At 74.1% G+C, this 12,165-nt stretch carries 11 protein-coding genes; 10 read left to right on the top strand and 1 reads right to left on the bottom strand.

The window, feature by feature from the left end; all coding sequences use genetic code 11:
• Window positions 1–33 precede the first annotated feature (33 nt).
• The 7 genes from MRBLML1_RS14185 (at window position 34) to MRBLML1_RS14155 (ending at window position 8,500) form a co-directional block, all read left to right on the top strand.
• Window positions 34–462, top strand: a complete 429-nt coding sequence (locus tag MRBLML1_RS14185; protein WP_364516930.1) for a cobalamin-dependent protein — start codon at window positions 34–36, stop codon at window positions 460–462.
• A 2-nt stretch (window positions 463–464) separates the two neighbouring features.
• Window positions 465–3,557, top strand: coding sequence for an FAD/NAD(P)-binding protein (locus tag MRBLML1_RS14180; RefSeq protein ID WP_364516928.1), 3,093 nt, complete (start codon window positions 465–467; stop codon window positions 3,555–3,557).
• Window positions 3,554–5,239: an acyl-CoA synthetase gene (locus MRBLML1_RS14175; RefSeq protein ID WP_364516926.1), complete on the top strand. Its 1,686-nt coding sequence runs from the start codon at window positions 3,554–3,556 to the stop codon at window positions 5,237–5,239. The genes MRBLML1_RS14180 and MRBLML1_RS14175 overlap by 4 nt, the downstream gene beginning before the upstream one ends.
• Window positions 5,236–5,625 (top strand): cupin domain-containing protein, encoded by a 390-nt coding sequence (locus tag MRBLML1_RS14170; RefSeq protein ID WP_364516924.1) that lies wholly within the window; start codon window positions 5,236–5,238, stop codon window positions 5,623–5,625. The genes MRBLML1_RS14175 and MRBLML1_RS14170 overlap by 4 nt, the downstream gene beginning before the upstream one ends.
• Before the next feature lie 81 nt (window positions 5,626–5,706).
• Window positions 5,707–6,981 carry an MFS transporter gene (locus MRBLML1_RS14165; protein ID WP_364516922.1) on the top strand — a complete coding sequence of 425 codons (1,275 nt, stop codon included), beginning with the start codon at window positions 5,707–5,709 and terminating at the stop codon, window positions 6,979–6,981.
• On the top strand, window positions 6,978–7,559 hold the full coding sequence (locus MRBLML1_RS14160) for a CGNR zinc finger domain-containing protein (protein WP_364516920.1): 582 nt from the start codon (window positions 6,978–6,980) through the stop codon (window positions 7,557–7,559). Before MRBLML1_RS14165 ends, MRBLML1_RS14160 begins: the two co-directional genes overlap by 4 nt.
• A 77-nt stretch (window positions 7,560–7,636) precedes the next feature.
• On the top strand, window positions 7,637–8,500 hold the full coding sequence (locus MRBLML1_RS14155) for a LysR family transcriptional regulator (RefSeq protein WP_364516918.1): 864 nt from the start codon (window positions 7,637–7,639) through the stop codon (window positions 8,498–8,500).
• A 16-nt stretch (window positions 8,501–8,516) separates the two neighbouring features.
• Here MRBLML1_RS14155 and MRBLML1_RS14150 read toward each other — a convergent pair whose 3' ends face one another.
• Window positions 8,517–9,476: an alpha/beta hydrolase gene (locus tag MRBLML1_RS14150; RefSeq protein WP_364516916.1), complete on the bottom strand. Its 960-nt coding sequence runs from the start codon at window positions 9,474–9,476 to the stop codon at window positions 8,517–8,519.
• Between the two features lie 104 nt (window positions 9,477–9,580).
• Between MRBLML1_RS14150 and MRBLML1_RS14145 the strand changes: the two genes are divergently transcribed.
• Genes MRBLML1_RS14145 through MRBLML1_RS14135 form a run of 3 tightly spaced genes read left to right on the top strand, consistent with a single transcriptional unit; the run spans window position 9,581 to window position 12,157 of the window.
• Window positions 9,581–10,303, top strand: a complete 723-nt coding sequence (locus MRBLML1_RS14145) for a PP2C family protein-serine/threonine phosphatase (protein ID WP_364516914.1) — start codon at window positions 9,581–9,583, stop codon at window positions 10,301–10,303.
• A 58-nt stretch (window positions 10,304–10,361) separates the two neighbouring features.
• Window positions 10,362–11,504 (top strand): LLM class flavin-dependent oxidoreductase, encoded by a 1,143-nt coding sequence (locus tag MRBLML1_RS14140; protein ID WP_364517307.1) that lies wholly within the window; start codon window positions 10,362–10,364, stop codon window positions 11,502–11,504.
• Window positions 11,501–12,157 (top strand): FMN reductase, encoded by a 657-nt coding sequence (locus tag MRBLML1_RS14135; protein WP_364516912.1) that lies wholly within the window; start codon window positions 11,501–11,503, stop codon window positions 12,155–12,157. Before MRBLML1_RS14140 ends, MRBLML1_RS14135 begins: the two co-directional genes overlap by 4 nt.
• The last annotated feature ends 8 nt before the right edge of the window (window positions 12,158–12,165 follow it).

Genomic DNA, 12,165 nt, shown 5'->3' with positions numbered 1-12,165 from the left:
ACCAACACAAACTCGATCAAATAGGTGGACATTGTGAACCGGCCCCTCGTCGTACTCTCCTCCGTCTCGTCCGACTCCCACACCTGGAACCTGGTCTACCTCCAGCTCCTGCTGGAGGAGCACGGCTGCACCGTGGTCAACCTCGGCGCCACCACGCCCGACGACCTCGTCGCCGACGCCCTGCGGGAGCACCGGCCGGACGCCCTGGTGATCAGCTCGGTCAACGGGCACGGTGCGATCGACGGAGCCCGGGTGATGCGGCACCTCGCCGCCGACCCGGTGACGGCCTCCGTGCCGGCCGTGATCGGAGGCAAGCTGGGCGTCGCGGGCGAGCTCGGCCTCGACGCGGAGGCGGCGCTGCTCGCGGCCGGCTTCCACGCGGTCCTGAGCGACCCGGTGCAGCTGGTCAGCACCATCGCGGCCCTCGCCGGCCAGCGGCGGCTCGAGCCGGCCGGCGCCTAGCCATGGGGTACGTCGACCTGAGCTCCTACGTGCGCCGGGCGGCCACGCAGCGCGAGCTGGTGGTCCAGCCCCGGATGGGCATGGCCCGGCCCGAGGAGATGCGCGCCGGCCTGCTGGCCGTGCGGGACCTGCCCGCCTGGACGGCGGGCACGATGACGCTGGACAGCTACACCCGGGTGGGTGACCTGCGCGGTGCCCGGGCGGCCCTCGACAGCGGAGCCGCGCTCAACGGCTACCCGCTGGTCAGCCACGGTGCCGGCGTCGCCGCGGCCGTGGCGGGCGCGGTCGGCGAGGACATCCCGGTCCAGGTCCGGCACGGCTCGTCGGACCCGAGGACGATCTTCGCGACGATGGCCGAGGCGGGGCTGTTCTGCAGCGAGGGCGGCCCGGTGTCCTACTGCCTGCCCTACGGCCGCACACCGCTGCCGGCGTCCGTGGCGGCCTGGGCGGAGGGCAGCGAGGCGCTCGCCGCCGCGGCCCACGCCGCGGGGGAGGTCGCGCACCTGGAGACGTTCGGCGGCTGCCTGCTCGGGCAGATGTGCCCGCCGTCGCTGCTCGTGGCGATCAGCGTCCTGGAGGGCCTCTTCTTCGCCCAGCACGGCGTCGCGTCGGTCTCGCTGAGCTATGCCCAGCAGACCTCCCACGAGCAGGACGTCGAGGCGCTGCGCGCACTGTCGGCCCTCGCCGCGGAGCTGCTGCCGCGCGAGGTGAGCCGGCACGTGGTGCTCTACACCTACATGGGCGTCTACCCGACGACGGTCCGCGGCGCCCAGCGCCTGCTGGCGCGCAGTGCTGCGCTCGCCGTCGCGGGCGGGGCGCAGCGGCTGATCGTCAAGACCGAGGTCGAGGCGACCCGGATCCCCTCGGTGGAGGACAACCTGCGCGCGCTCACCTTGGCGGCCGAGGCCGGCCGGGCGGCGTACGCCGGACAGGGCGTCGACCCCGCGCCGGAGGTCGGCTCCACGGGGATCCTGGAGGAGGCGCGCACCCTGGTGCTCGCCACCCTGAGCGAGTCCGGTGACGTCGGCGAGGCGCTCCAGCGCGCCTTCGCCAAGGGTCTGCTCGACGTGCCCTTCTGCCTGCACGCCGACAACGCGGGGCAGAGCCGCAGCGCGATCGCCGACGACGGCCGGATCGAGTGGGTCCGCACCGGGCGGATGCCGATCGTCCCGCAGCGCCGCGCCGCGTCCCGCGGCGTGACCTCGACCGGCCTGCTCGCGATGCTCCAGCAGACCGCCCGCCACGAGGACGGCTACGACGTCGGCTCGCTCGCCATCGTCGGCGGCGGACCGCGCGGGCTGTCCGTCCTGGAGCGGCTGGCGGCGCGCCTGCAGGAGGAGCCGCCCGGGTCCGGTCTCGACATCTCCCTGCTCGACGACGTGGCCGTCGGCAGCGGCCGGATCTGGCGCCCCGACCAGTCCGAGCTGCTCCTGATGAACACCGTCGCCGGTGAGGTCACCATGTTCTCCGGACCCGCGGACGACGGGCCCGCCCGGCCCGGCGCCGGCCCGTCGCTGGCCGAGTGGTGGAGCACCTTCGACCCGGAGCGGGCCGGCCCGGACGCCTTCGCCTCCCGCGCGCTCTACGGCCGCTACCTCGGCTTCGTCCTCGACCGCATCGAGGACGCGCTGCCCGAGGGCGTGCGCCTGCACCGCCGGCACACCCGCGTGCTCGGCATGAGCCGGCACGGCGAGCGCTGGCGGCTGGAGTGCGCCGACGGCGAGGAGCTGTACGCCGACCGGGTCGCCCTGTGCACCGGTCACCCGCGCCCGGCGCCCTCGGCCGAGCCGGACCGGGTGCCGGCCGACTCGGCCGCCGACCTGGACCTGAGCGCGGTCCGGCCCGACCAGGTCGTCGGCGTGCTGGGCCTGGGGCTCACCTTCTACGACACCCTGGCCCTGCTCACCGAGGGCCGCGGCGGCCGGTACGTCGAGGACGGCGGGACCCTGCGCTACGTCGCCAGCGGGCAGGAGCCGCTCATCGTGGCGGGCTCGCGCTCCGGCGTGCCGCTGCGGGCGCGCGGGGTGAACCAGAAGCCGGCCGTGCACGGCTACGTGCCGCGAGTGTTCACCGCCGAGCGGGTGGCTGCCCTGCGCGCCGGGCCGGCGGTGACCTTCCGCGGCGACGTGCTGCCGTGGGTGCTGGCGGAGATCATGATCGTGCGCGCCGAGGCCGAGCTGCGGCTCGCCCACGGCCGGCCGGTCGCCCTGCTGACGCCGGCCGAGCTGGCCGCGGTCAACCGCGACCCCGATCCGTGCCGGGTCGTGCAGGAGGTCTCCCGCCGCCACGGCCTGACCGACGAGGTCCCCGACCTGGAGGCGATGGCCCAGCCGTTCCGCGGCGTGGGCTTCGCCAGCCCGGCGGACTACACCGCCGCCCTGCTCGACCTGGTCGCCGAGGACCTGGCCCTGTCCGCGCAGGGCAACGCCGACGGGCCGACGAAGGCCGGTCTCGACGTGCTGCGCGACGTGCGCCAGCTGGTCCGGGACGCCGTCGACCACGGAGGCCTGACCGCGGCCGCGCACGAGCACGAGTTCGTGCGCTGGTTCGAGCCGCTCGTCTCCGCGCTCGCGGCGGGTCCGCCGCGGGACCGCCTGCGCCAGCTGGTCGCGCTGGTCGACGCCGGCGTCGTGCGCCTGCTCGGACCGGGCTTCTCGGTGGAGCGGGACGAGCACGGCCTGGTCGCGTCCTCGCCGGCGGTCGCCGGCTCCCGCACCCGGATCGACGTGCTGCTCGACGCCCGGATCCCCGCACCGGACCTGCGCTCCTCGCGCGACCCGCTGCACCGCGGCCTCGCCGCGGCGGGCGTGCTGACCCCCTGGGTCAACCGGTCCGCCGGCGACTTCCTGACCGGTGCGGTGGCGGTCACCGCGACGCCCTTCCACCCGGTCGACGCCGCCGGCGACCCGGTGCGCTCGCTGCATGTGCTCGGCATCCCGACCGAGGGTTGCCGCTGGTTCATGCAGGTCGGCAGCGGCCGGCCGGGTCCCTGGGGCTCGTTCGTCAAGGACGCCGACGCGATCGCGAGCACGATGCTCACCGCGCTCGCCGCTCCCGCGCACACCGACCGGTACGACGAGCGGGTCGCCCTGTGAGCGCCACCGGCTCGTCGTACTGGGACCTGCGGGACACCCCGGCCCACCACGAGTTCCGTGCCGCGCGCGACCTGCTGCTGCGCCACCGCACGGACCACGAGCTGGTGCACCGGGAGTTCCGCTGGCCGCGTCCCGCGCACTTCAACTGGGCGCTGGAGTGGTTCGACGTGATCGCGGCCGGCAACGACCTCGGCGCGCTCGCCCTGCACGACGTGGACGGCGAGCCGACGGGCCGGCACAGCTACCGCGAGCTGTCCGTCATGTCCGACAACCTGGCCTGCTGGCTGGTCGCCCAGGGGGTGCGTCGCGGCGACCGGGTCGCCGTCGTCCTCGGGCAGCGGCTGGAGCTGTGGGTGGTCCTGCTCGGCCTGCTGAAGGTCGGTGCGGTCACCGTCCCGCTCTACACCAGCCTGCCGCGGGACCAGGTCGCCGACCGGTTGGTGCGCGGGCACGTCGACCACGTGCTGTGCGAGCCGGAGGTGCGCTCCCGGGTGCGCGACACCGACGTACCGGGGCTGCGGGTCGTGGTCGGGGTGGACGCGGGCGAGGGCGGCTGGATCCCGCTCCCCGCGCCCACCGCCGAGGAGCACCACCCGTTCGTGCCCGACGGCCCGACCCCGGCCGACGACCTGGCCTACATCTACTTCACCTCGGGCTCGACCGCCGCGCCGAAGATGGTGGCGCACACCCACGCCAGCTATCCGATCGGGCACCTGAGCAGCGTCTTCTGGAACGGGCTCTACCCGGGCATCAGGCACGTCAACGTCTCCGCGCCCGGCTGGGCCAAGCACTCGTGGAGCAGCTTCTTCGTGCCGTGGACCTCGCAGGCCGAGCTGGTCGCCGCGACCGAGCCGGTGCCGGCCGAGCGGCTGCCGCGCTTCCTGGAGCGCACCGGCGCCACCTCGCTGTGCGCCCCGGCCAGCACGTGGAGCGCGCTGACCAGCCACCTCGACCAGGCCCGGATCCGGCTCGCCGAGGCGACCAGCGCGGGGGAGTGCGCCTCGCCCCAGGTCGTTGACGCGGTCCGCAGCGCCTGGGGCGTGGTGGTGCGCGACGGCTACGGGCAGACCGAGACCACCTGCCTGGCCGGCACCAGCCCGGGCATGGCCACCCCCGTCGGCGCGGTCGGCAAGGCGATGCCGGGCTACCGGCTGACCACGACGACGAAGGACGAGATCGTCGTGGAGATGGACGGCGACCCGGTCGGGGTGACCGCGGGCTACCTGCCCGACCCGCGCCGGCCGACCCGGCGCTGGCACACCGGTGACGTCGGCACGGTCGACGACGGCTGGATCCAGGTGCTCGGCCGGCTCGACGACGTCTTCCAGAGCTCCGGGCACCGGGTCTCCCCGCCGGAGCTGGAGGACGCGATCGCGGCCCACCCCGCGGTGGCGGAGGTCGCCGTCGTACCGCTGCCGGACGCGGGGCGTGGACTGGCTCCCGTCGCGGTCGTCGTCCCCGCCGCCGGTACGACGGCCGGCACCCGGCTCCACCACACCCTGCGGGCGCACATCGACGACGTCGTCGCCGACGCGCTGCGACCCCGCGACATCGTTCTCGCCGCCGCGCTGCCCCGGACCCTGTCGGGGAAGGTACGCCGCGCCGCGGTGCGTGACTGGGTCGCCGCCGGCGCCCAGGGCCCCGAGCTCACCGAGCTCACCCCGAGAGAGGAACCCGAATGACCACCACCACCCCGTTCCCCGGCATCGCCGCGCCGTTCCTGCAGGGACTCTTCCGCGACGGCGTGCCCGAGGACCTGCGTTTCGAGCCGATGCAGGGCGACGGCCGTCAGGACATCGACATCCACCGGCTCTACACCACCGCGCAGACCGGCAGCACCGGCCCGTCGGCCGGGATCGTGCGCTACCACCCCGGCGCGAGCGCGGCGCCGCACGTGCACCCGGGATTCGAGCTGATCTACGTCTTCGACGGCGCGCTGGAGTTCGACGAGCGGACCTTCGGCCCGGGCTCGGTGATCGTCATGGAGCCGGGCAGCACGCACGCGCCGGCGAGCCCGGCGGGCTGCACGCTGCTCGTGGTCTGGGAGCAGCCCGTCGCCCGGGCCTGAGACCCAGACCACCTTGCGCACCTCCATCGTTCTCCTATGTAATGGGTTCAACCAATTAGTCTCGTTCCGGGAAGAGATCTCATGAGGCACACCACGACCATCACCGCGGAGCCCGACGCCCCGCCCGCCGGCACGACGACCGGCTCCCGCCACCGCTGGGTGGTGCTCGGCATCGGCGTGGCCGCCCAGGCGAGCTTCTCCGCCGCCTTCTCCGGCATCCCGGTCACGGGGCCGACCATGCAGAGCGAGTACCACCTCTCCACCCACGCCCTGGGCCTGGTGCTCGGCTGCATCGCCCTCGGCATCGCGGTCTCCGAGGTCGGCTGGGGCGTGGCCACCGACAAGTACGGCGAGCGCAAGATCCTGCTCACCGGGCTCATCTCGACCGGCCTGCTGCTCGCGCTGATGGCCGCGGCCGTCGTACCGACCTCGGCGGGGGTGCCCTCGACCGTCCTGCTCGGCGTCGCGTTGCTCGTCGTCGGCATCCTCGGCGGCAGCGTCAACGGCAGCTCCGGGCGCGCCGTCATGGCGTGGTTCAAGGACGGCCAGCGCGGCTTCGCGATGAGCATCCGCCAGACCGCGATCCCCGCGGGCGGTGCGATCGGCACGGCCCTGCTGCCCTGGCTGGCCTCCACGGCCGGCTTCCGTGCGGTCTACGCCGTGCTCGCGGCCTTCTGCCTGGTCTCCGCCGCGGCGACCTGGCGCTGGATGCGCCAGCCTCCCGAGGCCGAGACCACGCCGAGCGCCACCGGTCCGGTCGTGCCGGTCGGCGCGAGCGCGCGGGCGGTCCTGGGTGACCGGCAGGTGCTCCGGCTGGCCATCGCCAGCGGGCTGCTGACCGTGCCCCAGTTCGCGATCCTGACCTTCGCCGCGGTCTTCCTGCACGACGCCAAGGGCGCCGGGATCGGCGTGGCCGCCGCGACCATCCTGGTGGTCCAGGTCGGCGGCGCCGCCGCTCGGGTCTGGAGCGGGCGCTACACCGACAAGCACGGCAACCGCCGCGCCTACGTGAAATTCATCGGCGTCGCGACCGCGCTCGCCATGGTGGTCGCGGCCAGCCTCGTGCACGCGCCGACCGTGCTCGTCGCCGCCGCCCTGGCCGTGGGCGGCCTGCTCGCCAACGCCTGGCACGGTGTCGCCTACACCGAGATCGCCACGATGGCCGGCACGGAGCGCGCCGGCACCGCGCTCGGGCTGGAGAACACCACCGTCTTCGCCGCGGCCTTCCTCACCCCGGTGCTGCTGCCGGTGCTGCTCACGGCCAGCTCGTGGGGCGTGGTCTGGGCGGTCGCGGGTCTGTGTACCTTGGCAGCGGTGCCGCTCACGCCCGGCGCCGCGACGAAGGGCACCTCGTGACGGCACGTCCCGCAGCCTCACCGGACTTCCGGTTCGACACCGGCCGGCTCAGCCTCGACCTGGTCGCGACCGTCGGCGCCCGGCTCTCCGGCGCCCCGGTCGAACGGATGACCGGACCGGACCGGCTGGCCCTCTGGCTCGCGACCACGGACCTGGTCGCGGTGGACGAGGCGGTCGTCGAGCCCGCCTGGGTGGACGCCTTCGTCGACCTGCGCGCGCTCCTGCACCGCCTCGTCCACGCCCGGGTCGACGACCGCGCGCCGGACCCGGGGGACCTCGACCGGCTCAACGCGCTCGCCGCCGGACCGCGCCGGCCCCGTCGGCTCGCGGCGGACTGGACGGTCCGGGCCGGGGGAGCACCCTCCCTCGACCATGCACTCGCCGCCGTGGCCGCGGACGCCGTCGACCTGCTCGGTGGGGCCGACGCAGACCGGCTGCACGTGTGCGAGGGCCCGACCTGCGACCTGGTCTTCGTGGACACCTCGCGGGCCCAGCGCCGTCGGTGGTGCTCCAACGGGGCCTGCGGCAACCGCAGCCGCGTCGCCTCGCACCGCCGGCGCCAGTCGAACGGCTCCTAGTCCGGCACGTGCCGGAACCCCCTCACCTTCCCGGGAAAGGAAAACGGCCGGTCCGGCTCGGGACCGACCAGGTCAGCATGGACACGAAATGGCTCGAGACCTTCGTTGCCGCCGCGCAGTCCGGCACCTTCGCCGCCGCGGCATCCGACCTGCGCTACGCGCGCTCGACCGTCACCGGTCACATCCGCCAGCTCGAGGCCGTCGTCGGCGTGCCGCTGTTCGTCCGTGAGGGCGCCAGCGTCACCATGTCCGACGCCGGGCGGGACCTCCTCGAGCACGCCCCCACCATCCTGCGCAGCCTCGACAACGCCCTCGCCAGCGCCCGGCGCGAGCGGGCCAGCGACGGAGCCCGCTTCGGCGCCACCGAGTTCGGCTGCTGCTACCACCTGCCGGGCCTGCTCAAGCGGCTGCGCCTGGACGCCGGCCCGATCGCCTCGAAGGTCACCGCCGACACGCCCTGCCGGCTCTCCGACCGGCTGCGCGACGGCGACCTCGACATCGCCCTGATCCCCCGGGCGACCGAGGTCGGCCAGACCTCCGAGGTGACCGCCGGCCCGCACCTGCGGCAGAAGATCATCCGGCGCGAGGCGCTCGCCCTGGTCGCGGCCGGCCCCCAGGTGGAGCGCTCGCGCACCGTCCTCGCCGGGCCGGAGCAGTGCGTGTGCCGCACCGCCACCGAGCGTGACCTGCTCACCGGCGGCCGGTCGGACTACCAGGTGCTCCAGGTGACCAGCCTCGACGCGGTCCGTGCGAGCGCGCTGGCCGGGCTCGGCCTGGCCGTGCTGCCGATGATGATGATCCACGAGGACCTGGCGTCCAAGCGCCTGCACCGGCTGCCGTGGAGCACCTCGCTCACCTGCGTGCTCAGCCTGGAGTGGCGCACCGACCGTGCTCCCGCCCGGGTGCGGGAGTCGCTGGAGCTGATCGCCGGGCTGCGCTGACTCCCGGCGCTGAGCCTCAGCGCAGGACGTACGCCGCGAGCCAGCGCTCGATCTCGTCGTAGGCCCGCGCCCGGGGCTCGGCCCGGGACAGCACGACGTCGTGCACCGCGCCCGGTACGGCGGCATAGGTGACGTGGCGTCCGACGGCGGTCGACCACCGGCGGATCTGGCGCACGTCGAGCACGATGTCGGTGCTGAACACGTCCTCGCCCATCTCCTTGGGCCAGCTGCTGCGGTCCGAGGACAGCACCAGCACCGGTGCGGAGACCGACAGCCCGGCCTGCAGGCGGGCGTGCCCGCGGCGGATCGCGCGCAGCCACCCGAAGCGGACCGGGAAGGAGCCGAGCGGCTTCCAGGTCAGGTCGAAGTCCCACTCGCCGGCGTGGTCGCGGTGCAGGCTGCGGGCGTAGTGGCCCTCGACCTGGCGGCCGAGCACGCGCATCGGCTGGCGCCGGCCGATCTGCTCCACGGCGAGGCCGACGGCCGGCGTACGGAGCAGGGCCGGACCCTGCAGGTCCAGCCAGGGCGAGTTGAGCAGCAGGCCGGCGAGCTCGGCCGGCTGCCGGGCGTCGGCCCACAGCGCCACGACCAGGCCGCCCGTCGAGTGCCCGGACAGGACCACTCGGGTGTGCCCGTCGCGGACCGTGATCCGCTCCCAGGCGGCGTCGAGGTCGGCGAAGTACTCCTCGAGGTCGGCGACGTAGGTCGCGGACTGGTGCGGGCGGATCGAGCGACCGTACTTGCGCAGGTCGAGGCCGTAGACGTCGTGCTCGCGCTCCAGCCACCACTCGCCCCACGCGGTGTGGAAGAAGTAGTCGGAGAAGCCGTGCACGTGCAGGACGGCGTGCTCGGTGGGCGTCTCGCCGCGCCGGCTGACCAGGGTCGCGACCACCTCGCCCTCGAAGTCGTCGGGCAGTGCGATGGTCTCCGCGGTCCACGGCTCGCCCAGGACGTCGACGGTGGTCGGCTCGCTCACGTGCCGATTCTAGGGATGCCGGGGAAGCAGGCGAGCCCGGTCCGGCCAAGGGGGGATGGCCGAACCGAGCCCGGAGGAAGGCTACCCTGCGTACGCTGTCGGGCGTGGACGAAGCGGGGGAGTGGACGCGGCTGCGTGACCGCCTGCTCGCCCGCGGCCGGATGCCGGAGCTGCCGGCCGGCTGGGAGCACCAGTCGGCGATGCTCGCCGCCTCCGGGTTCGAGTACGGCGGCGACTTCATCGTCAGCGACCTGGCCACCGCCACCGGCCGGCTCCAGCTGGTGCTCGTCGACGTCTGCGGGAGCGGCGCGTCGGCGGTGCCTGCCGCGGTCCGGTTCGCGGGGGCGCTGGAGAGCCTCCTGGCCGCCGTGCCCGAGCACCGGCTGCTGGCCGCGGCGAACACCTTCCTGCTGCGCCAGCCCTCCGACGAGAGCATCGCGACCGCCGTCCAGGTGGCGCTCGACCTCGCGACGGGGGACTACCTCGTCCGCAGTGCCGGCCACCCGCCTGCGCTGCGCTGGTCGCTGGCCTCAGGGGAGTGGGAGGTCGACAACGCGCGGGGCACGGCGCTCGGCGTGTGCGAGGGGCCCGAGGTCGTCGAGAGCCGGGGCACCCTGGCCCCCGGTGAGGCGCTGATGTTCTACACCGACGGCGTGGTCGAGTCCCGGTCCTTGCCGATCGACGACGGCATCGCCTGGCTGCGGGAGACCGCCCGCGTGGCGGTGGCCGAGCGGTGGGAGGGCGCGGCGACGCGGATCATCGAGCAGGTGGACCGCGGTGACGACGACCGGGCGGTGCTGCTGATCCGGCGCGTGGAATATAGTTGACATGTCACCCGTTCTCCCGGGTGACATCGACCCACAGCAACCAGGGAGCGCGATCACCATGCAGATCGGCATCTTCACCGTCGGGGACGTCACCACCGACCCGACCACCGGCCGGACCCCCACCGAGCACGAGCGGATCAAGGCGACCGTCGCGATCGCGAAGAAGGCCGAGGAGGTCGGCCTCGACGTGTTCGCGACCGGCGAGCACCACAACCCGCCGTTCATCGCGTCCAACCCGACCGCGACGCTGGCCTACGTCGGCGCGCAGACCGAGAAGATCGTCCTCTCGACGGCGACCACGCTGATCACCACCACCGACCCGGTGCTGATCGCCGAGGACTACGCCAAGATCCAGCACCTCACCGACGGCCGGGTCGACCTGATGATGGGGCGCGGCAACACCGGCCCGGTCTACCCCTGGTTCGGCAAGGACATCCGCCAGGGCATCAACCTCGCGATCGAGAACTACGCCCTCCTGCGCCGGCTGTGGCGCGAGGACGTCGTCGACTGGGAGGGCCGGTTCCGTACCCCGCTGCAGGGCTACACCTCGACCCCGCGCCCCCTCGACGGCGTGCCGCCGTTCGTGTGGCACGGCTCGATCCGCAGCCCCGAGATCGCCGAGCAGGCGGCGTACTACGGCGACGGGTTCTTCCACAACCACATCTTCTGGCCGGCCTCGCACACCGAGCAGATGGTGCGGCTGTACCGCGAGCGCTTCGAGCACTACGGGCACGGCCGCGCCGACCAGGCGATCGTCGGGCTCGGCGGGCAGTTCTTCATGCGCAAGAACAGCCAGGACGCCAAGAACGAGTTCCGGCCCTACTTCGACAACGCCCCCGTCTACGGCCACGGCCCCTCGATGGAGGACTTCACCTCCCAGACGCCGCTGACCGTCGGCTCGCCGCAGGAGGTGCTGGAGCGCACGCTGTCCTTCCGCGACTACGTCGGCGACTACCAGCGCCAGCTGTTCCTGGTCGACCACGCGGGACTCCCGCTGAAGACCGTGCTGGAGCAGCTCGACCTGCTCGGCGAGATCCTGCCCGAGATGCGCAAGGGCTTCGCGGAGGGCCGGCCGGCCGACGTACCGGACGCGCCGACGCACGCCTCGCTCGTCGCGGCCGCAGGAGGCGGGCACGACAGCACGGTGCACGCCGAGGACACCATGACCGGCACGACCGACCGCGAGGAGGTGGACGCATGACCAGCGTGGTCGTCGTCTCGGCGGGGCTCTCCGTCCCGTCCTCCACCCGGCTGCTGGCCGACAAGATCGGCGCCGCGGTCGAGCAAGCCGTCACCGCCCGCGGCCAGGAGGTCGACGTCCAGCACGTCGAGCTCCGGCCGCTGGCCCACGCGCTGGCCGACCACCTGCTGACGGGTTTCCCCGCCGGCGAGCTCGCCCGGGCGGTCGAGGCGGTCCGGCACGCGGACGCGCTGGTGGTCGTCACGCCGGTGTTCTCGGCGTCGTACTCGGGGCTGTTCAAGACGTTCTTCGACGTCCTGGAGCCGGGCACGCTCGACGGCAAGCCGGTCGTGGTCGCGGCCACCGCGGGCACGGCCCGGCACAGCCTGGTGCTGGACCACGCGCTGCGGCCGCTGTTCGCCTACCTGCGGGCCGTCGTCGTACCGACCGGGGTGTTCGCGGCCAGCGAGGACTTCGGGGTCTCGACGGACGCGGCCTCCGGCGAGCTCGCTCTCGACAAGCGGGTGCAACGTGCCGCCGGCGAGCTGGCGGCCCTGCTCGGCGCCGGGAGCGCCCCGGCGCCGGCCCCGCGGCGCAGTGCCGACGACGAGCTCGCGGCGCCGACGCCCTTCGAGCAGCTGCTGCGCGAGGCCGGCGGCGACTCCGTGCGCTGAGCCGTTGA

This window comes from Nocardioides sp. LML1-1-1.1 (assembly GCF_040676175.1).
Classification (GTDB): domain Bacteria; phylum Actinomycetota; class Actinomycetes; order Propionibacteriales; family Nocardioidaceae; genus Nocardioides.
The sequence above is the reverse complement of the archived record's forward strand: the minus strand, read 5'-3'. Positions and strand labels throughout refer to the sequence as shown.

What these genes read in the sequence shown, in the direction of transcription:
- MRBLML1_RS14180 (WP_364516928.1), top strand. Translation starts at nt 465, where the DNA reads ATGGGGTACGTCGACCTGAGCTCCTACGTGCGCCGGGCGGCCACGCAG.
- MRBLML1_RS14170 (WP_364516924.1), top strand. Translation starts at nt 5,236, where the DNA reads ATGACCACCACCACCCCGTTCCCCGGCATCGCCGCGCCGTTCCTGCAG.
- MRBLML1_RS14165 (WP_364516922.1), top strand. Translation starts at nt 5,707, where the DNA reads ATGAGGCACACCACGACCATCACCGCGGAGCCCGACGCCCCGCCCGCC.
- MRBLML1_RS14155 (WP_364516918.1), top strand. Translation starts at nt 7,637, where the DNA reads ATGGACACGAAATGGCTCGAGACCTTCGTTGCCGCCGCGCAGTCCGGC.
- MRBLML1_RS14140 (WP_364517307.1), top strand. Translation starts at nt 10,362, where the DNA reads ATGCAGATCGGCATCTTCACCGTCGGGGACGTCACCACCGACCCGACC.
- MRBLML1_RS14135 (WP_364516912.1), top strand. Translation starts at nt 11,501, where the DNA reads ATGACCAGCGTGGTCGTCGTCTCGGCGGGGCTCTCCGTCCCGTCCTCC.